Here is a 21,776-nt window from a genome sequence, read left to right on the forward strand (position 1 = left end):
ATGTCTCCCCCCCTCTCCCTCCCCTCCTGTAGCCTTTGTTCCCTTCAAGCGCCCGCTTTTTCTCCCTCTCCGCTGTTTCGTGCCCCCCCCCCCTCCCCTCCCCCTCCGCGGTCGGCAGGGTGCCGTCAGTGCTGGTTCTCGGCCTGGAACATCCAGCTGTGCTTCTCCAGCTCGGCCGTGAGTCCGATCAGGAGGTCCTGACTGACGGGATCCGCCGGACCGGTCTCGTCGATGCGCACCCGCATCCGTTCGATCACGGCGGCGAAGGCCTTCACCAGGTTCTGGACGGCCGTCACGTCGGCCGTCCAGCCCTCGGGGAAGTCGGGCAGGTTGCTGGTGGCGGCGATCGTGGCGGCCCGTCCGTCCGGGCTGACCCCGATCGCGGCGGCGCGCTCGGCCACCTGGTCGGCGTAGTCGCGCGCGGTGGCGACCACGTCGTCGAGCTGGAGGTGGACGGAGCGGAACCGGGGCCCGTAGAGGTTCCAGTGCGTCTGCTTCGCCACCAAGGACAGGTCCAGCAGATCGACCAGGGTGCCTTGCAGGGCCTCCCCGGTCGTCTTGCGTTCGCTGTCCGGCAGCGGGCTGCTGATGACGATACCCATCGCTGAGTTCCTTCCGGGTCGGGGGAGCCGTCGGCCGGCCCCCGCGGTGCTGGCGGGCCCTCCACCCGGCGGTTCGGCCTCGACGGGCCGTTTCCCGACCCCCGGAGGACGGTGCTCCGAGGCGCCGGGGCGTCCGGGACTAGGACGAACGACCGGCCGGGCAGCGGGACCACGCGGCGGCTGCCCCTTCTCGCCGGACGGAAACCACCCGCCTCGCGCCGGGAACCGCGCCGGAACGGGCCACACCGGCCCTGGCCGCGCCGGAACGGTCCGTGCACGAGCGAACACACCGCGCACGCGAGGTTTCCGCATCAGGGCCATGAATCGGCCCGGGGCGGGTAGCCGAGCGCTGCCGCCGCCGGCGCTCGGTGCCGCTGCGGACAACCCGGCGCCACAGCCAGAAACGGAGTCCGTCGCATGACCGTCGTCACCTCCTGGTCCACCGCCGTCACGCTGCCCGAAGGCCCGTTCCCCGACGTGACCGTCGAGGCGCAACTGCGCTTCGACACCTCGCTGCCGTACGCGGTGTGCCTGGTCTTCCCGCCCCTCGGGGGCGGCGGGGAGGCGCAGTGGGTCTTCTCGCGTGACCTGCTGGACGAGGGCCGCCACGCCCCCGCCGGCCACGGGGACGTGACGGTCGCGCCCGGGCGGGCGGGCCGGGTCCTGGTCACCCTGTGCGCCGAGAACGGCCGGGCCGTGATCAGCATCCCCGTGGACGCCGTGACGGCCTTCCTCCTCGACTCCTTCGCCCTGGTGCCGGCCGGCACCGAATCCGACCACCTCGACATCGACGCCGTCCTCGACCGGATCCGGTCCTGACCCGCCACGGTCGACGGCGACGACCGCTCGGCGAAGGGCCGGGCATGCCCGAGCGGGGAACCGACCCATTCCGCTGCGGGCGGGATGGTTTGCCCGGCCCGCAGAGCGGTACACGCGGATCATGGGCGCGGCCGGAGAAACGACGGCTCCACCACCCCCGGACGGTTCCGGCACCACCATCGAGCGGCCGGACCGCCCCTCCTGACAACCGTCCCAGTCACCACACGGGAGGACCTCGTGATCGTCCTCGGCGTCATCCTGCTCATCATCGGTTTCGTCACCGGGATCTCGATCCTGTGGACCATCGGCATCATCCTGGCCGTCATCGGCCTCGTCCTGTGGATCGCGGGCTCCGTCGGGCACGCCGTCGGCGGGCGTCGTCACTACTACTGATCCACTCGTCCTATTTCTGCACCACCCGCCCCAACCCCTGATCCGCCCGTTCACCGGCTCGTGCGGCTGTCGGCCCAGGCACCACATGGGTGCCGACGCTGACAGCCGCACGGCGCCGCCCGCCGCCCTCAGCGGCGGAGGTGGCTCGCCCTCAACGACGGTGGCGGCCGGCCCTCAGCGGCGGTGCCGCCCGGCGCTGCGGCCGGGCGCCGGGACCACGCCCGGGGCGGGGAGGAACAGCCGGGCGACCTCGCGGCCCAGGTTCACGCCGATCGCCACCGCCATCGCCGTGGCCGTGGCGCGCCCGACGCCGACGAGCCCGATCTCGGGCTCGCCCCGGACGAAGGCGAGCAGCCCGAAGTACAGCAACGAGCCGGGCAGCAGCGGCCCCAGGGCCGCGGTGACGTACGGCAGCGAGGAGCTTCCCCGGTAGCGGGCCATGAGCTGGCCGGACAGGCCCACCAGCCCGGCGGCGAGGCCGGTGGCCATGATGGGCTCGCCGCCGGCGTTGACCAGCACGCCGTACGTCGTCCAGCCGACCCCGCTGTTGAGCAGGACGGCCGGCAGCGTGCCCGGCTCGGTGTTGAGCAGCACCGCGAAGGTCAGGGTGAGCAGGAGCGCCGCCACCAGTTGGAGCGGCGGGTTCGACGCGGCGACCGGGACGGGTCGGGCCGCCAGGTCGGCGCCGTTGTTGACGCCGATGTAGAGCACGGTCATCACCCCGACCACCACGCCGGCCATCATGTACAGCGTTTCCATCAGGCGTGCGGCCGCGGTGAGGTAGAAACCCGCGAGGCCGTCCTGCGCCGCCGCCACCATGGGCCATCCGGGCAGGAGCGTGTACAGCCCTCCGGTGATCACCACCGATCCGCCCAGGTTCAGCCCGTTGAAGGAGAGCAGGATGCCGATCGCCGCCGCCGGGGTCGCGGCCGTCGCGATCCGGTAGAACTCCGGGAGGTCGTGGCGTCCGACCAGCGCCGAGAGCCGGTCGCCGGCCAGTGCCGCGGCGACGGCGCTGACGAACACCAGCCAGGCCCGGGCGTCGGCCCGGCCGCCGACCAGCAGCGTCGCGGCGCCGGCCAGCAGGCCGGAGGACAGGACCAGGAGCCACGCGGGGTAGTGGCGGCAGTGCCGGCGCACGGCCCTCAGCCGGTGGTGGGCGTCGTCGACGACGAGTCCGCCGGTCGTGATCTCGGTGACCAGCCGGAAGAGCACGGCCAGCCGCGCGTAGTCCCCGGCCGGGTGGCGCACGGACCGCTCGACCGTCACGGGCGGCTCCGAGGGGCCCGGCTGGTACGAGATCGCCACCCGGGTGAAGGTGACCTGGGGGTCGCAGGGCTGGGCCCGGTAGGCCTGCGCGACGGCGAGCATGGCGGCCTCGACGTCCTCGGCGGCCTCGCCGCAGGCCAGCATCAGCTCGCCCACCAGCAGTGCGAGGTCCAGGACGGCGGCCACCGCGGCCGGCCCCGGGTCGTTCGCGCCGGGTCCGCCGGTCACCAGCGGGCGGTCGGTGGTCGGGGTGCGCAGCAGCGGCAGCATCAGGTCCGGCCAGGCCGCCGTGCCGTCGGCATCGGCGGGTCCGCTCTCCGCCCCGGGCGGCGCCGGCCGGCCGGGCGCCCGCCCTCCCCCTGAACTCGACCTTCCCCGGAGGCGGGGGCGGGGCCTTCCCCGGAGGCGGGGGCGGCCCCGGGGGCCTCCTCCGGACTCGCCTGGGGCGGGACTCTTCCGGTCCGGCTCGCCGGCCCGTCCGCCTCGGCCCGCACGCCGAACTGCTCGTGTTCCGGCATCGTCGCTCCCTGCCGCACCCCCCACCTGATGACCTTTCGCACCCACTCGACTACCCGCAGCCATCATTTCGTGAACGTCCCGACCGGAGCGCGGGGGTCCGTTCACGCCCGCCGTCCGTGGGTCGGCCCGCTGCCTCCAGACCAGGGCTCGGGGAGGATCCGCAGGTCAGCGGGCCGACGCCGGAACCTGGGAGGGCGAAGGAGCACCGAGCCGCGGCCGTCCGAGTGAAGCCCGTAGTGGTGGGCGAGCCCCGTCCGGCCGTCCCGCCGCCACGGGATATGGCTATCGGGACACACGATCGGAGCGGACGGGAGGAACGGCGTGCGGCTGTCGAGGTGGAGGGCGCGGGCCGGGCGGCGGGCGGAGCGGGCCGCCCGGAGCACGGCGGTCGCGCTGGACCGGCGGCTGCCGCTGTTCGACGGGGCCAAGGGCCTGCTCCGGAAGGTCTTTCCCGACCACTGGTCCTTCCTGCTCGGCGAGTTGGCGCTCTACACCTTCGTGCTGCTGCTGTTGACCGGCGTCTTCCTGACGTTGTTCTTCACACCGTCCATGACCGAGATCGTGTACGCCGGAACGTACCCACCGCTTCGCGGGGTGCGGATGTCCCAGGCGTACGCCTCGACGCTGTCGATCAGTTTCGACGTGCGCGGCGGCCTGCTGATCCGCCAGATCCACCACTGGGCGGCACTGGTGTTCACCGCCGCGATCTGCGCGCACCTGCTGCGCATCTTCCTCACCGGCGCGTTCCGCCGCCCCAGGGAGGTCAACTGGCTGGTGGGACTGACGCTGTTCCAACTCGCCCTGCTGGAGGGTTTCGCCGGCTACTCGCTGCCCGACGACCTGCTCTCCGGCACCGGCCTGCGCACGGCCCAGGGCTTCATCCTGTCGGTCCCGCTGGTCGGCACCTACCTGAGCTTCTTCCTCTTCGGCGGGGAGCTTCCCGGGCACGACATCGTCCCCCGGTTGTACAGCGCGCACATCCTGCTGCTGCCGGGTCTCCTGCTCGGCCTGATCACCGCGCACCTGATCCTGGTCTTCCACCTCAAGCACACCCAGTGGGCCGGGCCCGGACGCACCAACCGCAACGTCGTCGGGAAGCCCCTCTTCCCGCACTTCAGCGTCCAGACGGCGGGCCTGATGGCGATGGTCTTCGGGGTGCTGGCGCTGGCCGCCGCCATCGCCCAGGTCAACCCGATCTGGCTGTACGGGCCCTACCGCCCCGACCAGGACTCCACCGACGCGCAGCCGGACTGGTACATGGGGTTCATCGAGGGCGCGCTGCGGCTGATGCCCGGGGCCGAGACGCGGCTGTGGGGCCACACCGTCGCCTGGAACCCGCTGATTCCGGCCGTGCTGTTCCCGCTGCTGTTCTTCGCCGCCCTGTACGGCTATCCGTTCTTCGAGCGCTGGATCACCCCGGGGAGCGGCGAGCAGCACCTGTGCGACCGCCCCCGCAACCGGCAGACCCGGACGGCGCTGGCTGTCGCCGGGACGTGCTTCTACGTCGTGCTGCTGGTCGCCGGCGGCCAGGACGTCGTCGCCCGGGCACTGGACGTGCCGGTGGAGGGCCTGAACTGGTTCCTGCGGGTGGGCCTGTTCGTCGGGCCGGCGGTGGCCTTCTGGATCACCCGGCGCCTGTGCCTGGCCTTGCAGGAGCGGGACCTGGAGCGGGTGACGGAGGGAGACGAGACCGGATTCGTGCACGAGGCCGTCGAGGGTGCCTTCCACGGCGAGCACCGGCCGCTTCCCGCCGGCCTGCGCTACACGCTGGCCCTGCGCGACGCCCCGCTTCCCCTGCCGGCGCCGGGCGAGGGCGCCTCGCGGCGCGCACGGCTGCGGGCCGCCCTGAGCTCCTGGTACTACCGGGACAACATGGCGGCGGCGGTGGACGAGCCGCAGCCGGAGCCGCTCGCGCCCGCCGACGCGGGACGCGCCGAGCGGTGACCCCCGATGACCGACCACTGACCGCCGGTCGCCGACCGGCCGGACTCACTGCCCGCGCTGGGCGTGCTGAAAGACGAAGCCCAGGACGCCGGCGCCCGTCACACCCGCTCCGATGAGGAAGAGCCACAAGGCGTACACCAGCCCCAGCCCGGCGACCGCGACGCCTGCGGCGGTGAGCAGCGGGTAGTAGCTGCGCGGTGCGAAGAACTCCAGCGGCCCGACACCGGTGACGATCTCGGCGTCGGTGCGGTCCTGCGGCCGGCGGCCGCGGCGGGAGTACTGGGTCCGGAAGAAGAACGCGATCAGCGTGGACATCATGAAGGCCACGACCAGCGCCGCCTTGCCGGCCGGCTCCCGGGCGAACCAGCCGTAGATCGAAGCGGCGACGGCGAAGAACAGCGCGACGCCCGCGAACAGGTAGGACTCGGTCTTCACCGCGCGTTCTCCTCGCCTTCGAGCGCCATGCGCGAATACTCCGGGTGGTGCAGGTCGAAGGCCGGGCCTTCGGAGCGGATGCGGGGCAGGGCGTGGAAGTTGTGGCGCGGCGGCGGGCAGGAGGTCGCCCATTCCAGGGAGCGCCCGTAGCCCCACGGGTCGTCCTCGGTGACCGGGACTCCGTACCTGGCGGTGCGCCACACGTTGTACAGGAAGGGCAGGGTCGACGCGCCCAGCAGGAACGCACCGATCGAGGAGACGGTGTTCAGGGTGGTGAAGCCGTCCGAGGGCAGGTAGTCGGCGTAGCGGCGCGGCATGCCCTGGGCGCCGAGCCAGTGCTGCACGAGGAAGGTGATCTGGAACGCGGGCAGCAGCATCCAGAAGTGGATCCTTCCGAGGCGTTCGTCCAGCAGCCTGCCGGTGATCTTGGGCCACCAGAAGTAGAAGCCGGCGAACATCGCGAACACGACCGTCCCGAAGAGGACGTAGTGCAGGTGGGCGACCACGAAGTAGCTGTCGGTGACGTGGAAGTCGATCGGAGGCGCGGCCAGCAGGACGCCGGTCAGCCCGCCGAGGAGGAAGGTCACCAGGAAGCCGAGGGCGAACAGCATGGGCGTCTCGAAGGAGAGCGAGCCGTTCCACAGGGTGCCGATCCAGTTGAAGAACTTCACCCCGGTCGGCACCGCGATGAGCAGCGAGGCCAGGGAGAAGAACGGCAGCAGCACCTGGCCGGTGGCGAACATGTGGTGGGCCCACACGACCGCGGACAGCGCGGTGATCGCGATCGTGGCACCGATCAGTCCGTAGTAGCCGAAGACCGGTTTGCGGCTGAACACCGGGATGACCTCGGAGATGATGCCGAAGAACGGCAGCGCCACGATGTACACCTCGGGGTGGCCGAAGAACCAGAACAGGTGCTGCCACAGCATCGCCCCGCCGTTGGCCGGGTCGAAGACGTGGGCGCCCAGCTTGCGGTCCGCCTCCAGCGCGAACAGCGCCGCGGTCAGCGGGGTGAAGGCGAGCAGCGCGAGGATCGAGGTGAACAGCACGTTCCAGGTGAAGACCGGCATCCGGAACAGCGTCATGCCCGGTGCCCGCAGGCAGACGATGGTGGTGATGAAGTTGACGGCTCCCAGGATCGTGCTCAGACCCGCCACGATCAGCCCGACGGCCCACAGGTCGGCGCCCGTTCCCGGGCTGTGGAGCGGCCCGTTCAGCGGGGCGTAGGCGAACCAGCCGAACGACGCGGCGCCGTCGGTGGTCAGGAAGCCCCCGACCACCATCAGGCCGCCGAACAGGTACACCCAGTACGTGAACGCGTTCAGCCGGGGGAACGCCACGTCCGGGGAACCGATCTGCAGCGGCATCACGGCGTTCGCGAAACCGGCGAACGTCGGTGTGGCGAACAGCAGCATCATGATCGTCCCGTGGATGGTGAACAACTGGTTGTACTGCTCGTTGCTCACCACCTGCAGTCCCGGCCGCATGAGCTCCGCGCGCATGAGCATCGCCAGCAGCCCGGCGAACAGGAAGAACCCGAACGCCGTCGTCAGGTACAGGTTGCCGATGGCCTTGTGGTCGGTCGTGCTCAACCACCGCAGCACCGCCGAGCCTTGACGCCGACGGGCCACGCCGGGCGCCGGGCGGGCGGCGGCCCGCCGCCGGGTCTGCGCCATCCGCTTCCTCCTCCTGCCGGGGCCGCCCGTACCCGCAGGAGAAAGACGCGGAGACGCTCGCCGGGACACATGCTGTCGCCATGCAATCACCCACCGTCGCAAGGGCCCCTGAACCGGAGTCGGCGTGGCGGCCCCGGCCGGGCGCGGATGACGAAGTCGGCGCACTGGTGCGATCCGGCGAGGCGCCGCCGCGGGTCAGCCGCGGGTCAGCTACGGATCAGCCGCGGGTCAGCTACGGATCAGCTACGGATCAGCCGTGCGGCGTCGAACTCGGCCCAGATCGTCTTCCCGTGGCTGTGCGGTTCGGCGCCCCACCGGTCGGCGGTCCGCTCCACGATGAACAGGCCGTGGCCGCCGGGCAGGGCCGGGTTGTGCGGGCGACGCGGGGTGGGCAGGGTCGGGCTGCGGTCGCTGACCTCGGCCCGCAGGCGGATCCCGGTGGCGTCCAGGACCAGTTCCAGCGGGCCGTCGCCGTGGAGCATGGCGTTGGCGACGAGTTCCGCCACCAGCAGGACGACGTCCGCGAGGGTGCCTTCGCCGGCGCCGGGCCCGGCGGCGGACGCGTACCAGTCGTCGAGGGCACGGGCGGTGAAGGTCCTGGCGTGGGCGACCGGTTTGGGGATGCCGGACAGGGTCAGCCGCCTGCGCTGGCCGCCGACGGGCAGCGCCGGGCCCGGCTGGTGCGGGTCACCGTCCAGGGTTCCCCGGCTCATCGTCATGTGAGGACACCCTTTCGGATCGACGGCGGTCTCGCACGGTCGGTTTCCCGGCAGTTCTCGGATTATGCCCCGTGCCGGCGTCGAACCGGGGCCGGAGCGGGCGGCCGGCCGGCCTCGGACCGAGGCCCTGGCGGCCCGAGTCGGGGCGGTCAGGCCGCCAGGGCCTCGTCGACCGAGTCGTGGATGGAGAACACCGCCTGCGCGCCGGTCAGTTCGAGGACCCGCATGACGGTGGGCGCCACGGCGGCCAAGTGCAGGTCCAGCCCCTCCTCCGCCGCCGCGAGGCGGGTCTTGAGCAGGAGGTTCAGGCCGGAGGAGTCGCAGAAGCCCACCCCGGCGAGGTCGATCACCACCGCGCCGCGGCGCTGCGCGATCACGCTGGTGAGCAGGTTGGCGGCCGAGGCGAGCGTCTCGATGTCGAGGTCGCCCACGAGGGCGCACACCACCGCACCGGAGGCCGTGGCACGGGTCTCGACCACCAGTTCCGCGGGGCGCGGGGACGCTGCCGGCGCGGCGGCCGCCCGAACGTCGTCGAATGGCATCATCGTCGTCTCCTCCATGTCCATGCCTTCCGACCATACGGAGGTTGTGCCGGACTGCCAAACACGGGGGTGTGCACCCGGCTTGGTCCTGCCCGGGGCTCGTGCGGCGACGCGTCCTCAGCCGTCCTCCAGCCCGTCGCGCAGGTGCCGCAGGGTGCGGCTGAGCAGCCGGGAGACGTGCATCTGGGACAGCCCGAGGCGGGCGCCGATCTGCGACTGCGTCATGTCCTCGCAGAAGCGCATGGACAGGATGAGCCGTTGCCGCTCCGGCAGGTCGGCGATGAGCGGCTTGAGCGCCACCAGGTCGTCGACGAGGGCGAGGTCCCGGTCGTCCTCGCCGAGCCGGTCGCCCAGCGGGCCGGGGGCGTCGTCGTCGTTGCTGCCGCCGAGGTCCAGGGAGCCGGCGGTGTGCGCGTTCGCGGCGGTCAGCCCTTCGACGACCTCCTCGGGGGAGAGCGCGAGGTGCTCGGCGAGTTCGGCGACCGTGGGGGCCCGGCCCAGGTCCTGCGACAGGCGTTCCTGCGCCTTGGCCAGGAGGATGCGCAGCTCCTGGAGGCGGCGTGGCACGTGGACGGCCCACGTGGTGTCGCGGAAGTGGCGCCGGATCTCGCCGAGGACGGTCGGTATGGCGAAGGTGGTGAACTCGACGCCGAGGTCGGGGTCGAAGCGGTCGATGGCCTTGATCAGGCCGACCGCGCCGACCTGGAGCAGGTCCTCCTGCGGCTCGCGGTGCGAGTTGAAGCGGCGGACCCCGAACCTCACCAGGGACAGGTTCGTCTCGACCAGGGTGGCGCGGACGTACGAGTACTCCTTCGTCCCCTCCTCCAGCGTGCGGAGCCGGCGCAGCAGCACCTTGTTGAGCTCGCGCGCGTCGGCCGGCGCGATCTCCCGCAGGTCACCGGCGTCGGCGAGCTCCGGCGGGAGCAGGTCCCGAAGCCCTCCGGCGTCGGCGAGTTCCGGCGAAGGCAGGTCCCGGGGCTCTCCGGCAGGAGCGGCCGTGCGGGACGGACCTCCCGTCGACGGGTGGGCGGAGGCGGGCAGTTCCCCAGTGGTCGTGGCCATCGGACTCCCTCTCTCGTGCTCTCTCGTGTCGGCGCGGTCTGCCCCCCGGTACCCCGTGCCGGCGGATCGATGCAGCCGCCCCCCATGGAGGTTTCGTGAAGCCCGCAACGGCTCCGAGGTGGGCGGCGGCCTGTCCGGGGCGCGGACGCGCGTCCGGGCGGCGGGCGGGGCGCACGGCCGGGGGGCAACCGTTGTCCGGCGGTGTGCGGGCTGGGGTAGCCTCCGAAGGCGGTACAACACCTGGAACGACGGCCAGGTCCCCCGGCCCGTCCTTCGGGGTGCCCACGACCGGATTCGGGCCAGTCGGCCCGGCGTTCCACGGAGGCGACGTTCGATGGCTGGCCCGACCACGTCCCGCGACTCACAGCACCGCCCGGACGAGGGGGCGGGCGCCGCGCAGGTGGGCGAGCCGGAACTGCGGCTGCTGCTGGCCGGGTTGACGGCGGTGCGCGACGGCGATTTCAGCACCAAGCTGCCGGGCGACGCGGACGGGCTGCTGGGCGAGATCGCCACGGTGTTCAACGGCATGGTCGACCAACTGTCGCGGTTCACCTCGGAGGTGACCAGGGTCGCCCGGGAGGTCGGCACCGAGGGCCGGCTCGGCGGCCAGGCCCAGGTGCCCGGGGTGTCGGGCACCTGGGAGGACCTGACCGACTCGGTCAACGCGATGGCGGGCAATCTCACCACCCAGGTGCGGGACATCGCCCAGGTCGCCACCGCGGTGGCCAAGGGGGACCTGTCGCAGAAGATCACCGTCGATGCCCGGGGCGAGATCCTGGAGCTGAAGAACACCGTCAACACGATGGTCGACCAGTTGTCCTCGTTCGCCGGCGAGGTGACCCGGGTGGCGCGGGAGGTCGGCACCGAGGGCATCCTGGGCGGCCAGGCCGACGTGAAGGGCGTCTCGGGGACGTGGCGCGACCTCACGGACTCGGTGAACTTCATGGCCGGCAACCTCACCGGCCAGGTCCGCGCGATCGCCCAGGTGGCCACGGCGGTCGCACGCGGGGACCTGTCACAGAAGATCACCGTCACCGCGCGCGGCGAGATCCTGGAACTGAAGGAGACCATCAACACGATGGTCGACCAGCTGTCCTCCTTCGCCGACGAGGTGACCAGGGTCGCCCGGGAGGTCGGCACCGAGGGCCGGCTCGGCGGCCAGGCCGAGGTGGAGGGCGTCTCCGGCACCTGGAAACGCCTCACCGAGAACGTCAACGAGCTGGCCGGCAACCTCACCCGGCAGGTCCGCGCCATCGCCGAGGTCACCAGCGCCGTCGCCGCCGGCGACCTCACCCGCTCGATCAGCGTGGACGCCTCCGGCGAGGTCGCCGACCTCAAGGACAACATCAACGCCATGGTCGGGTCGCTGCGCGAGACCACCCGCGCCAACGAGGAGCAGGACTGGCTCAAGACCAACCTCGCCAGCTTCTCGGCCCTGATGCAGGGCCGGCGCGACCTCGGGGTCGTCGCCGAGTCCGTCATGGACGAACTCGCCCCCCTCGTCGGCGCGCAGTGCGGCGTCTTCTACCTCGCCGAGGACAGCCCCGTCGGGACGGTGCTCCAGCTGGTCGGCTCCTACGCCTTCCCCGACGGCGAGCGCCCCACCCGCTTCCGCCTCGGCGAGTCGTTCGTCGGCCAGGCCGCGCGCAGCCGGCGCGCCATCACCGTCGACGCCCTGCCGCCGGACTACCTGGCCGCCTCCTCCGGCCTCGGCCGCACCGGGGCGCTGTCCCTGGTGGTGCTGCCCATCGTGGTCGAGGACCAGGTCCTCGGCGTCATCGAACTGGCCTCCGTCCAGCCGTTCACCCAGGTCCACCTGGACTTCCTCGACCAGCTCATGGAGACCATCGGCGTCAACGTCAACACCATCATCGCCAACGCCCGCACCGACGAGCTGCTCGACGAGTCCCAGCGACTCACCGCCGAACTCCAGGTCCGCTCACAGGAGTTGCAGGCACGCCGGGACGAGTTGCAGGCCTCCAACGCCGAGCTGGAGGAGAAGGCCGACCTGCTGGCGGCGCAGAACCGCGACATCGAGACCAAGAACCTGGAGATCGAACAGGCCCGCCAGGAACTGGAGGAGCGCGCCCACCAGCTGTCCCTCGCCTCGAAGTACAAGTCGGAGTTCCTGGCCAACATGAGCCACGAACTGCGCACGCCGCTCAACAGCCTGCTCATCCTCGCCCAGCTGCTCGCCCAGAACCCCACCCGCAACCTGAGCGCCAAGCAGGTCGAGTACGCCGGGATCATCCACTCCGCGGGCTCCGACCTGCTCCAGTTGATCAACGACATCCTCGACCTGTCCAAGGTCGAGGCCGGAAAGATGGACCTCAACATCGAGGCGGTGCCGCTGCGCGCGCTGCTCGACTACGTCGAAGCCACCTTCCGCCCGCTGACCAGCCAGAAGAACCTCGCCTTCACGGTGCGGACGGTCCAGCAGATCCCCGCCGAACTCCTCACCGACGACTACCGGTTGCGCCAGGTGCTGCGCAATCTGCTGTCCAACGCCGTCAAGTTCACCGAGCAGGGCCGGGTCGAACTTCGCATCGAGCCCGCCGACGAGACCGACCTGCCCGACGCCGTCCGGCGCGGCGGCCCGGTGCTCGCCTTCCACGTGAGCGACACCGGAGTCGGCATCGCCCCCCAGCACGTGGAGAGCGTCTTCGGCGCCTTCCAGCAGGCCGACGGCACCACCAGCCGCAAGTACGGCGGCACCGGCCTCGGGCTGTCCATCAGCCGCGAGATCGCCTACCTGCTCGGCGGCGCGATCACGGTGGAGAGCACCCTGGGCCGGGGCAGCACCTTCACCCTCTACGTCCCCGCGACCCGCCCCGACCTGGCCGAGACCGGCGCCGACGGGGCCCGCAAGGCGCTGGGCGCCGGGGGCACCGGCCCGTCCGAGGCGCCGGAGCGGGCCCCCTCGCCTCCCGCCGCCGGCCGGCCGCGGCGCCTGCTCGTGGTCGAAGGCCGCCCCAACGGCCTGCTGTCCCTGGTGGCGGAGAACGCCGTCGCCGACCTCGCCCGCTCCGCCGGCGCGCAGCGCCGGGTCGAGATAGTCACCACGGTCGGCGCCCCGGAGGCCGCCACTGCGCTCGCCACCGCCCCGTACCACTGCGTCGTCCTGGAGCTCGACCTGCCGGACAGCGCGGCGGCCACGCTCCTGGCGGAGATGGAACGCGACCCGGCCCTGCACACCGTCCCGGTGCTGGCCCACAACAGCCGGGGCGTCACCACCGGCGACGAGCACGCCGTCCGCCGGGAGGGGGAACGGCCACTGGAGCTCATCTCCAGCCTCGACGAGCTGCGCGAACGCATCGCCCTCCACATGAGCGCCGACGGGCCCGGGCGCGTCCTGCCCCCGGCACGCCGCGCGGACGGGAACCCCGCCCGGGGCCGCGGAGGCGACCCGGTGCTCTCCGGTCGCACCGCGCTGGTGGTCGACGACGACGACCGCAACCTCTTCGCGATCACCAGCATCCTGGAGCTGCGCGGCATGCGGGTCCTCCAGGCCGAGAACGGGCTCGCCGCGCTCGAAGCCCTCCGCACGCACCCCGGGATCGACGTGATCCTGATGGACGTGATGATGCCCGAGATGGACGGCTACTCCGCCACCGCGGCGATCCGCGCCATGCCCGAGCACGAGGGGCTGCCGATCATCGCGGTCACCGCCAAGGCGATGATCGGCGACCGGGAGAAGAGCCTGGCCTCGGGAGCCAGCGACTACATCACCAAGCCGGTGGACGCCGACGAGGTGATCGGCAGGATCAGGGACCACCTCACCCGGTAGTCGCCCTGCCCCATGCCCCGCGTCCCCTCGCACCCACCCCGACAGTCCAGAGCTCAGGAGCCGACAGCCGTGCACCATCCGCAGGAGCCTCGCGCCACGGACCGTCCCGCAGCGGCCTCACCGACCGGTCCGGCCGCCGACACGCCGAGGGTCGGGGCGCAGCGGCGCGCTGCGGAGGCGCAGGCAGCGGCCCGGGCGCGCGCCGAAGGCGAGTCCGCGGCGGTCGACCGGCTCGCCACCACGGTGGAGCGGCTCAGGCTGGAACTGGAACGGGCCCAGGCCCAGGCGGCGGGCCGCGGCGTCGTCGAGATGGGCGTCGGCGTGCTGGTGGAACGCCTGCGGTGCGGGCCCACCGAGGCCGCCGGGCAGCTGGAGAGCCTCGCGGAGCAGGCCGGGGTGACGGTCCTGGCGCTCGCCGCCGACCTGGTCGACCAGGCTGCGGCGGACGAGATCTCCGCCCTCGCCCGCGAGTTCGTCGCCGACGCCTCGGTTCCCCCCACCGAAGCGGTGGCCGTGCGGCTGCGCAGTGCCGAGGCGGACGTGCTCGCGAGCGGTGACGCCGCGGCGGCGGCGCGTTCCATGCTGGAGCACGCGCTGCGACCGCTCGGCGCGGCCGCCGTCGCCATCTGGGCCGCCCACCCGGACCTCTCCCTGTCACTGGCGGGCAGCGCCGGTTTCCCCGAGGAGGAGGCACGCCGCTGGCGCCACGTCCCGCCGGGCGTGCCGACCCCGGCCCGCCGTGCCCTGGACGAGCGCGCGGCGGTCGGCTACCCGACGCTCGCCGGCGCCTCGCTGCCCTCGATCGGCCAGCACGAGATCCACGGCGGCCGGCTCGCCGTCCCGGCCGGCGTCGGCGGGCGGCTCATCGGCGTCCTGGAGATCTGCTGGCCCGACACGCTGCCCGAGCGCTCCCAGCCGCTCCAACGCCAGTTCGAGGCGCTCGCCGAGCTGGCCGCCACCACGCTGGAGTCCTGGAGCGGGCAGGAACCCGCCGCCTGCGACCCGGCCGACGCGCAGTTCGGCGAACTGCGGCAGCTCACGGACGGCCTGCTCGACCCGTGCATGATCCTGCGGGCGGCGCCGGACAGCGACGAGTTCCCGCCCCGGTTCGTGATCCGCCACCTCAACCCGGCCTTCGTCGACTTCGCCGGCCGGCCCACCGGCGTACTCACCGGCACCCGCTTGCTGGAGGCGTACCCGCTGGCGGCCGAACCGGGCGGCCTGGCCGACAAGGTCGAACACGTCTTCGCCACCGGGGAACCCTTCCGCGCCCAGGACATGCGCCTCGCCGCCCTGGTCGACGGAGTACCGCTGACCACCCGGGCACAGGTGGGCATCAGCCGGCACGGCAGCCACCTCGCGGTCGTCTGGCGCCTCGACGACGGCACCCCGCGCGTCGCCCGCCTGCTGCAGCACGCCCAGCGGCTCGGCCGGATCGGCGGTTTCGAGGAGAACCTGCGGACCCGGCAGATCGCCTGGAACGAGACGGTGTTCGAACTGCACGGGCTGCCGCCCACCGCCGCGCCCCTGGCCCTCGACCAGCTCCCCGACCACGCCCACCCGGACGACCGCCACGCCATCGACCGGTTCCTGCGCACCCTCCTGCACCACCAGCGCCCGGCCTCCACCGCCTTCCGCCTCCAGCGGCCGGACGGCGTCACCCGCCACATCCGCGTCGTCGCGGAGCCCGTCCGCGATCCCGGCAGCGGGCTCGACAGCGACCCCGGCAACGACCCCGGCAGCGGGCTCGGCACCGTCCGCGGCGCCTACCAGGACATCTCCGCCCAGCACTGGACGGAGGTCGCACTCGCCGCCACCCGCGACCAGCTCGCGCAGAGCGAGCAGCAGGCGGCCGAGCGCAGCCGCCTCGCCCTCCAGCTCCAGCACGCCATCATGCCGCCCACCCGGGGCCCGCTGGACCTGCACGATCTGAGCGTCGCCGTGCGCTACCGCCCGGCGGAGAAGGACCACCTGGTCGGCGGGGACTGGTACGACACCCTCGCCCTGCCCTCGGGAGACGTCCTGCTGTGCGTGGGCGACGTCTCCGGACACGGCATCGAGGCCGCCACCGGCATGGTCGCGCTGCGCAACGCCCTGCGCGGCCTGGCCGCCACCGGCGCCGGGCCGGCCCAGCTGCTGAGCTGGCTCAACAGCGTCACCCACCACCTGACCGACAACGTCACGGCCACCGCGGTGTGCGGCCTCTACGAACCCGCGACCCGCCGGTTGCGGTGGGCCCGCGCCGGGCACCCGCCGCCGGTCCTGCTGCGTGGCGGGCGGGCGGACATCCTGCCCCAGCTGGGCGGCATCCTCCTCGGCGCGATCGGCCACGCCGACTACGAGCAGGGCGAGCTCGTCCTGGAGGCCGACGACACGCTGGTGATGTACACCGACGGACTCATCGAGCGCCGCGACGAATCCCTCCAGGCGTCGCTGACCAGCCTGACGGCCCTCGCCGAGGAGTCCCGCACCGGGTCAGCCACCGGCTCGGACACCGGGTCAACCACCGGCTCGGACACCGGCTCGGCCAACCTCGAAGAGCTCCTGGACCACCTGCTGCGCTACAGCAACGCCGACACCGACGACGACACCTGCCTGGTCGGAGTGATGGTGCGGTAGCGGTCGGACGGGCAGGGCAGGCGCATGTCCGCGGCGAACCGGGGCAGCCGAGCCGCCACGGGGGGGCGGAACCGGCGGGTGTCGCGGGCGCGGACCGGGGCAGACGCCGGGGCATGAACCCGATCGAACAAGGCCTGCGCGCCGTGGACCGCTTCCAGCAGCACCGCCGGGTGCCCGCCGTCGTCATCGGCGTCGTGCGCAAGTACGGGGACGACCGGGGCGGGCTGCTGTCCGCCCTGATCACCTACTACGGCTTCGTCGCCCTGATCCCGCTGCTGCTCCTGCTCAGCACCGTCCTCGGCTTCGTCCTGCACGGCCACCCCGGGGCCCAGCAGTCGGTGCTGAACTCGGCGCTCGCCGACTTCCCGATCATCGGCGACCAGCTGCGCCAGAACGTCCACTCCCTCCAGGGCAGCGGCCTGGCGCTGGCCATCGGCGCGCTCGGCCTGCTGTACGGGGCGCTCGGCATCACGCAGGTCCTCCAGCACGCCATGGCCGAGGTCTGGAACGTGCCCGGGGTGCAGCGGCCCGGCTACTGGCCCCGGCTGGCGCGCGGCCTGCTGCTGTTCACGGTCCTGGCCGCCGGCCTGGTGCTGGGTACGGCGGCCGCCTCGCTGGTCGGCAGCGCCCTGGGCGGGGTGCCCGCCCGGGTCGGGGGCCTGCTGGTCTCGGCGCTGCTGAACACCGCCCTGTGCCTGGCCTGCTTCCGGGTGCTCACCCCGCGCGAGATCCCGACCCGGGCCCTGCTGCCCGGCTGCGTCGTCGCCGGGCCGCTGTTCACCGTCCTCCAGGCGTTCGGTTCGCTCCTGGTGACCCACGAACTGCGCCACGCGGGCCAGGTCTACGGCTTCTTCGCGACCGTGATCGGCCTGCTCTCCTGGCTCTACCTGGCCGCGCAGATCACCGTGTACGCCGCCGAGGCCAACGCGGTGCTCGCCCGTCGGCTGTGGCCCCGCAGCCTCCTGCAGCCGCCGCTCACCGCCGCCGACGAGAAGGTGCTGTCCTCCGTCGCCCGTCAGGAGGAGCGCCGCCCCGAACAGCACGTCGAAGTCTCCTTCCACGACGGGGAGCGGCCCGGCGGGGCCGGGGAGGACGGCCCGCACGGCCCGTCCTCCCCCGGCGCCCGGTGACACCCCCTGCGGTTACCGCCCGTCCCGGCCCGGGCGGTGCAGCTCGCTCGCCGGGGCGGCGGTCGCGGGCCGGTACACGGTGAGCCCGGCCGGGGCCTTGGACAGCCGCAGGGCCCCGCGCGCGGGGACGCTCTCGCCGTCGACGGCGATGCGGGCGGCGTCGCCGAGGGAGTCCAGGTCCAGGGCGCGCAGCCGGGCGGCCCGGTAGACCCGGGACCGGTCCAGGGTGCCGGACAGGAAGGCGGCGGCCAGGCGGGTGCGGGCGAAGGGCCGGCCGCCGTCGACGACCCGGACGTCGAGCTGTCCGTCGGCCAGGGCGGCGCGGTGGGTGGGGGCGAAGCCCGCCGGTTCGTACGCCCCGTTGCCGGCGAACAGCAGCCACAGCCGGTGCGGGCGGCCGTCGGCGTGGACGGTGACGGGTTCGGCGGTCGGCAGCAGCTTGGCGACGGCCACCGCGAGGGCCGGCCACTTGCCGATGCGCTTCTCCAACTTCTCCCGCTGGTGGACGAGTTCGGGGTAGATACCGAGGCTGAAGGTGTTCACGAAGGTCCGGGCGCCGGCGTCGTCGGCGGCCAGGCCCAGGTCCACGCCGACGGCGGTGCCGGCCTGGACGGCCTCGGCGGTGGCCTCGTGGGTGGTGGCACCGAGGTCGAGGGCGAAGTGGTTGAGGGTGCCGCCGGGGAAGACCGCCAGCGGCAGCGCGCGCTCGACGGCCAGCGCCGCGGCCAGGTTGACGCTGCCGTCGCCGCCGCACACCCCGAGCGCGCCGCCGGCCCTGGCGGCCCGGTCGGCGGCCTCCGTCAATGTCTTCGCCAGGTCGTCCTGCGGCCCGCACACCCGGACGTCCGCCTCGGGCAGCAGGGCGCGCAGCGTCCCGGCCACGTCCTCGGCGGCGGGAGCGAGCGGAGAGCCGCTGCCGGAGCCCGAGTTGACCACCACCGACAGCCCCCTCCCCTGCGGCAGGGCCGGGGCCGGACAGGCGGCCGGGGCGGCGGGCGGCGGCACGTCGGACGAGCGCGGCCACCAGTGCAGGGTCGCGGCGGCCGCCGCCGTACCCAGCGCCGCACCGGCCAGGACGTCGCCCGGGTAGTGCACGCCGGTGTAGACGCGCGAGAGGGCCACCGCCGCCGCGACCGGCGCGACGGCCGCGCCCAGCAGCGGGGACTCGATCGCCACACCGGCGGCGAAGGCGGCCGCGGACGCGGAGTGACCGGAGGGGAAGGAGGTGGTGACGGGCTGGCGCAGCAGCCGACGCACGGCCGGGACGGCGTCCAGCACCGGGCGGGGCCGGCGGGTGGCGTGCTTGGCGACGGTGTTGGCGGTGGCCGAGGCGATGGCGAGCGAGCCGAGGCCGCGCAGGGCCGCTCGGCGCCCGCGGCGTCCGCCGACCGCGCCGAGGACGGCGGCGGTGCCCATCCACAGCACCCCGTGGTCGGCGGCCCGGCTCAGGGCCCGCAGCCAGGGGCGGGTGCCGTGCAGCGGCGCGGCGGCGATGCGGTCGAAGAGGGCTCGGTCTATGGCGTCCAGTCGTGTGGTCTTCAGTCGCTTCATCCGACGAACCTACGGCGCGCGGGCGACAACGCCGGGGAGGAGGCCGGGGGTGTGTCGCGGCGGCCGGCCGGCCGTGACGGGCCGCGTACAGGGTCCGGAACTCCCCCAGCAGGGCGGCTCGGTGTGGCTGCTACCCCGCGCTGCCACCCCGCGCCGCTACCCCGCGTCGCGCGGCGGCAGCCCTCGGGTGATCCGGTTGAACAGCTCGGCCAGCGGCTCGCCGAGGTCCTGACCGAACTCGGTCAGCCCGTAGGTGACCTGGGGCGGTGTCGTCGGCTCGACCTTCCGCCAGACCAGGCCGTCCTGGACCAGCGCGCGCAGGGTCTGGGCGAGCATCTTCTCGCTGATGCCGTGGATGCTCTCGCGCAGCTCGTAGAACCGGAGGTCGTTGCTCTGCAGGGAGATCAACACCCAGATGCCCCACCTGCTGGTCACGTGGTCGACCACGTCGCGCGCGGGGCAGTCGGTGTGAAACACCTCATACCGCTTCCCGGCCTCGCCCTGCCTGCGCTGCACACCTACCACCATGTCCTGAGCTTACGTCAAGGTATGTCCTTACCAAGGGTTAGCCCTGGCTCCTAGCGTGAGGACCACCGAGGCCACAGCGGCCACGGCGGACGTCGAACGAGGAGTTGACCATGATCGTGGTGACCGGGGCTACCGGCAATGTGGGCCGGCCGCTGACGCGGGCGCTGGCCGAGGCGGGCCAGCAGGTGACGGCGGTGTCGCGGCACGCGGCGGCGGTGCCGGACGGTGTCCGCCACGTGGCGGCCGACCTGGCCGGGCCGGCCGGCCTCGAACCCGCGCTGGCCGGGGCGAAGGCGCTCTTCCTGCTGCTGTCCGGCGACCTGCACGCCGCCGGGGCCAACCCGGCCGACCTCATCGGCCAGGCCGTGGCCGGCGGGGTCCGCCGCATCGTCCTGCTCTCCTCGCAGGGCGTGGCGACCAGGCCCTTCGGCCCGACGCGGATCGCGATGCGCGAACTGGAGGACGTCCTGCGGGGGTCCGGCGTGGACTGGAGCATCCTGCGGCCGGGCGGCTTCGCCTCCAACGCCCTGTGGTGGGCCGAGTCCGTCCGCGCACAGCGGGTCGTCGCCGCGCCCTTCGGCGACGTCGGGGTGCCGATCGTCGACCCGGCGGACATCGCCGACGTCGCGGCGGCCTGCCTGCTGGAGGACCGGCACAACGGCGGCGTGTACGAGCTGACCGGCCCGGAGGTGATCACCCCGCGCCAGCAGGCGCAGGCCATCGCGGCCGCCCTGGGCTCGCCGGTACGGTTCCACGACCTCACCCGCGACGAGGCCGGCGCCGCCATGGCCCAGGGCATGCCGGTGGAGCTCGCCCAGGACACCCTGGACATCCTCGGCTCCCCGAACCCGGCCGAGCTGCGCGTCAGCCCGGACGTCCAGCGGGTCCTCGGCACCGCCCCGCGCCCCTTCGCCGCCTGGGCCGCCCGCAACGTCGCCGCCTTCCGCTGAGCCCGCCCAACCGGCCCCGTCGACACCACACCGGCTCACGGCCGACGGCCGACTCCGGATGTTCCGGGTGTGGAACCACCGATCCCGGGCAGACGCCGTCCGGGGCGGACCGAGCCCCCACTACCGAGAGGAGTGATCCGATGAGCGCCAAGGACAAGCTGCACAACGCGGCCGAGAAGGTCCACGGCAAGGCCAAGGAGGCTGCCGGACGGGCCACCGGCGACCGGGTCGTCGAGGCCGAGGGCCGGGGCAAACAGATCAAGAGCGACCTGAAGCAGGCCGGCGAGAAGATCAAGGACGTCGGAAAGGACTGACCCGGCGCACGGCGGCCGCGCCCCCGCGGCCGCCCCGCCACGCCCCGCCACGCCCCGGCCGGCTCAACCGTCTTTGCCCCGACCCGTGGAACTCAGGAACCCGTGGGGACACCGCAGTCCCGCGTGACCGGCGAGGGCGCCCGGCCACCACGCGCCGAGGCCCGAACCCTCTCGGGGTTCGGGCCTGGCGGTGGCGGTCTGCGCACGCGGTGGGTCTGCGGCCGGGGTGTGATCAGCCGATCTGGCCCCAGGGAGAGAAAGGACCACCGGGGGTGGCCTGGCTGCTGCCGGCGACGTTGCCGTTGGCGGAGGTCACATAGATGGCGATGGTGTTGAACCGGCTGAACACCGCGCTCGGATCGCTGGCCACACCCGTCGGGTCACCCGCGTCCGCGACAGTGCCCCACGATCCGAACGGGCCGCCCGGAGTGTTCTGGTTGGTGCCCTGAATGGTCCCGGCGGTGGTGCGGGCGTAGACCACCATGAGGCCGCTCGGCGTCTGGAGCGAGGCCGGCTTGCCGACGAACCCACCACCCGTCGAAAGCTGCTGCCAGGGAGAGAAGGGACCACCAGGCGTGCCCTGACTGGCACCGGCGACGTTGCCGCTGGCAGACGTCACATAGACCGCGATGGTGCCGGACTGAGTGAACACCACACTCGGGTCACTCGCCACACCCGTCGGATCACCCGCATCAGCAACCGTGCCCCACGACCCGAACGGACCGCCCGGAGTGTTCTGGTTGGTGCCCTGAATGGTCCCGGCGGTGGTGCGGGCGTAGACCACCATGAGGCCGCTCGGCGTCTGGAGCGCAGCGGGCGTGCCGACGAACCCACCACCCGTCGAAAGCTGCTGCCAGGGAGAGAAGGGACCACCAGGCGTGCCCTGACTGGCACCGGCGACGTTGCCGCTGGCAGAC

General features: G+C 73.1%; 18 protein-coding genes. 8 read left to right on the top strand and 10 right to left on the bottom strand.

From position 1 onward, the window contains the following. Positions 1-125: 125 nt before the first annotated feature. Positions 126-602, bottom strand: coding sequence for a DNA starvation/stationary phase protection protein (locus ACFVX9_RS13330; protein WP_363584375.1), 477 nt, complete (start codon positions 600-602; stop codon positions 126-128). Between the two features lie 417 nt (positions 603-1,019). Here ACFVX9_RS13330 and ACFVX9_RS13335 point away from each other — a divergent pair, with 417 nt between their 5' ends. Further along, positions 1,020-1,421, top strand: a complete 402-nt coding sequence (locus ACFVX9_RS13335; protein WP_387981658.1) for an SsgA family sporulation/cell division regulator — start codon at positions 1,020-1,022, stop codon at positions 1,419-1,421. A 237-nt stretch (positions 1,422-1,658) separates the two neighbouring features. Next, positions 1,659-1,814: a DUF6131 family protein gene (locus ACFVX9_RS13340; protein ID WP_167745913.1), complete on the top strand. Its 156-nt coding sequence runs from the start codon at positions 1,659-1,661 to the stop codon at positions 1,812-1,814. Between the two features lie 174 nt (positions 1,815-1,988). Here the strand turns inward: ACFVX9_RS13340 and ACFVX9_RS13345 are convergent, their stop codons facing one another. Further along, complete coding sequence (locus tag ACFVX9_RS13345; RefSeq protein ID WP_387981660.1) at positions 1,989-3,353, bottom strand: threonine/serine exporter ThrE family protein; 1,365 nt, start codon at positions 3,351-3,353, stop codon at positions 1,989-1,991. Positions 3,354-3,923: 570 nt separating this feature from the next. Between ACFVX9_RS13345 and ACFVX9_RS13350 the strand changes: the two genes are divergently transcribed. Then, positions 3,924-5,546: a cytochrome bc complex cytochrome b subunit gene (locus tag ACFVX9_RS13350; RefSeq protein WP_380370812.1), complete on the top strand. Its 1,623-nt coding sequence runs from the start codon at positions 3,924-3,926 to the stop codon at positions 5,544-5,546. Between the two features lie 45 nt (positions 5,547-5,591). On the opposite strand, the gene ACFVX9_RS13355 is transcribed toward ACFVX9_RS13350, so the two are convergent. The 5 genes from ACFVX9_RS13355 to ACFVX9_RS13375 all read right to left on the bottom strand — a co-directional run bounded on the left by ACFVX9_RS13355 (position 5,592) and on the right by ACFVX9_RS13375 (position 9,980). Then, positions 5,592-5,981 carry a cytochrome c oxidase subunit 4 gene (locus ACFVX9_RS13355; protein WP_063352478.1) on the bottom strand — a complete coding sequence of 130 codons (390 nt, stop codon included), beginning with the start codon at positions 5,979-5,981 and terminating at the stop codon, positions 5,592-5,594. After that, positions 5,978-7,657: a cytochrome c oxidase subunit I gene (ctaD, locus tag ACFVX9_RS13360; protein WP_380370815.1), complete on the bottom strand. Its 1,680-nt coding sequence runs from the start codon at positions 7,655-7,657 to the stop codon at positions 5,978-5,980. The genes ACFVX9_RS13355 and ctaD overlap by 4 nt, the downstream gene beginning before the upstream one ends. A gap of 239 nt (positions 7,658-7,896) precedes the next feature. Then, positions 7,897-8,376, bottom strand: a complete 480-nt coding sequence (locus tag ACFVX9_RS13365; RefSeq protein ID WP_380370818.1) for an ATP-binding protein — start codon at positions 8,374-8,376, stop codon at positions 7,897-7,899. A 149-nt stretch (positions 8,377-8,525) separates the two neighbouring features. Further along, on the bottom strand, positions 8,526-8,921 hold the full coding sequence (locus tag ACFVX9_RS13370; RefSeq protein ID WP_380338460.1) for an STAS domain-containing protein: 396 nt from the start codon (positions 8,919-8,921) through the stop codon (positions 8,526-8,528). A 114-nt stretch (positions 8,922-9,035) separates the two neighbouring features. Next, complete coding sequence (locus ACFVX9_RS13375; RefSeq protein ID WP_387981663.1) at positions 9,036-9,980, bottom strand: RNA polymerase sigma factor SigF; 945 nt, start codon at positions 9,978-9,980, stop codon at positions 9,036-9,038. 334 nt (positions 9,981-10,314) lie between these two features. Between ACFVX9_RS13375 and ACFVX9_RS13380 the strand changes: the two genes are divergently transcribed. The 3 genes from ACFVX9_RS13380 to ACFVX9_RS13390 all read left to right on the top strand — a co-directional run bounded on the left by ACFVX9_RS13380 (position 10,315) and on the right by ACFVX9_RS13390 (position 17,516). Then, entirely contained in the window at positions 10,315-13,767 is a 3,453-nt protein-coding gene (locus ACFVX9_RS13380; RefSeq protein WP_387981665.1) for a HAMP domain-containing protein, read from the top strand. Positions 13,768-13,779: 12 nt separating this feature from the next. After that, complete coding sequence (locus ACFVX9_RS13385; RefSeq protein ID WP_387981667.1) at positions 13,780-16,386, top strand: SpoIIE family protein phosphatase; 2,607 nt, start codon at positions 13,780-13,782, stop codon at positions 16,384-16,386. A 113-nt stretch (positions 16,387-16,499) separates the two neighbouring features. After that, the gene (locus ACFVX9_RS13390) at positions 16,500-17,516 is read left to right on the top strand and encodes a YihY/virulence factor BrkB family protein (RefSeq protein WP_380478937.1); all 1,017 of its coding nucleotides are present in this window, start codon (positions 16,500-16,502) and stop codon (positions 17,514-17,516) included. Between the two features lie 12 nt (positions 17,517-17,528). Here ACFVX9_RS13390 and ACFVX9_RS13395 read toward each other — a convergent pair whose 3' ends face one another. Together ACFVX9_RS13395 and ACFVX9_RS13400 are read right to left on the bottom strand one after the other, a co-directional pair. Next, positions 17,529-19,067, bottom strand: a complete 1,539-nt coding sequence (locus ACFVX9_RS13395) for a bifunctional phosphatase PAP2/diacylglycerol kinase family protein (RefSeq protein ID WP_380370829.1) — start codon at positions 19,065-19,067, stop codon at positions 17,529-17,531. Between the two features lie 156 nt (positions 19,068-19,223). Then, positions 19,224-19,595, bottom strand: coding sequence for a winged helix-turn-helix transcriptional regulator (locus ACFVX9_RS13400; protein WP_387981669.1), 372 nt, complete (start codon positions 19,593-19,595; stop codon positions 19,224-19,226). Positions 19,596-19,705: 110 nt separating this feature from the next. Between ACFVX9_RS13400 and ACFVX9_RS13405 the strand changes: the two genes are divergently transcribed. Beyond that, positions 19,706-20,545 (top strand): NAD(P)H-binding protein, encoded by an 840-nt coding sequence (locus ACFVX9_RS13405; protein WP_363377008.1) that lies wholly within the window; start codon positions 19,706-19,708, stop codon positions 20,543-20,545. 140 nt (positions 20,546-20,685) lie between these two features. Beyond that, on the top strand, positions 20,686-20,859 hold the full coding sequence (locus tag ACFVX9_RS13410; RefSeq protein WP_063352486.1) for a CsbD family protein: 174 nt from the start codon (positions 20,686-20,688) through the stop codon (positions 20,857-20,859). A gap of 232 nt (positions 20,860-21,091) precedes the next feature. On the opposite strand, the gene ACFVX9_RS13415 is transcribed toward ACFVX9_RS13410, so the two are convergent. Continuing rightward, the coding region (locus ACFVX9_RS13415; RefSeq protein ID WP_387981671.1) for a hypothetical protein at positions 21,092-21,776 on the bottom strand (685 nt) is incomplete at its 5' end.

Origin of the sequence: Kitasatospora sp. NPDC058243 (assembly GCF_042882025.1) — a bacterium.
Classification (GTDB): Bacteria; Actinomycetota; Actinomycetes; order Streptomycetales; family Streptomycetaceae; genus Kitasatospora.

Excerpts from the sequence above, each read along its gene's own strand:
- ACFVX9_RS13375 (WP_387981663.1), bottom strand. The coding sequence starts at position 9,980 with ATGGCCACGACCACTGGGGAACTGCCCGCCTCCGCCCACCCGTCGACG.
- ACFVX9_RS13365 (WP_380370818.1), bottom strand. The coding sequence starts at position 8,376 with ATGACGATGAGCCGGGGAACCCTGGACGGTGACCCGCACCAGCCGGGC.
- ACFVX9_RS13370 (WP_380338460.1), bottom strand. The coding sequence starts at position 8,921 with ATGATGCCATTCGACGACGTTCGGGCGGCCGCCGCGCCGGCAGCGTCC.
- ACFVX9_RS13345 (WP_387981660.1), bottom strand. The coding sequence starts at position 3,353 with ATGCTGCCGCTGCTGCGCACCCCGACCACCGACCGCCCGCTGGTGACC.
- ACFVX9_RS13385 (WP_387981667.1), top strand. The coding sequence starts at position 13,780 with ATGCCCCGCGTCCCCTCGCACCCACCCCGACAGTCCAGAGCTCAGGAG.
- ACFVX9_RS13330 (WP_363584375.1), bottom strand. The coding sequence starts at position 602 with ATGGGTATCGTCATCAGCAGCCCGCTGCCGGACAGCGAACGCAAGACG.
- ACFVX9_RS13335 (WP_387981658.1), top strand. The coding sequence starts at position 1,020 with ATGACCGTCGTCACCTCCTGGTCCACCGCCGTCACGCTGCCCGAAGGC.
- ACFVX9_RS13410 (WP_063352486.1), top strand. The coding sequence starts at position 20,686 with ATGAGCGCCAAGGACAAGCTGCACAACGCGGCCGAGAAGGTCCACGGC.
- ACFVX9_RS13400 (WP_387981669.1), bottom strand. The coding sequence starts at position 19,595 with ATGGTGGTAGGTGTGCAGCGCAGGCAGGGCGAGGCCGGGAAGCGGTAT.
- ACFVX9_RS13390 (WP_380478937.1), top strand. The coding sequence starts at position 16,500 with ATGAACCCGATCGAACAAGGCCTGCGCGCCGTGGACCGCTTCCAGCAG.
- ACFVX9_RS13395 (WP_380370829.1), bottom strand. The coding sequence starts at position 19,067 with ATGAAGCGACTGAAGACCACACGACTGGACGCCATAGACCGAGCCCTC.
- ACFVX9_RS13405 (WP_363377008.1), top strand. The coding sequence starts at position 19,706 with ATGATCGTGGTGACCGGGGCTACCGGCAATGTGGGCCGGCCGCTGACG.
- ACFVX9_RS13380 (WP_387981665.1), top strand. The coding sequence starts at position 10,315 with ATGGCTGGCCCGACCACGTCCCGCGACTCACAGCACCGCCCGGACGAG.
- ctaD (WP_380370815.1), bottom strand. The coding sequence starts at position 7,657 with ATGGCGCAGACCCGGCGGCGGGCCGCCGCCCGCCCGGCGCCCGGCGTG.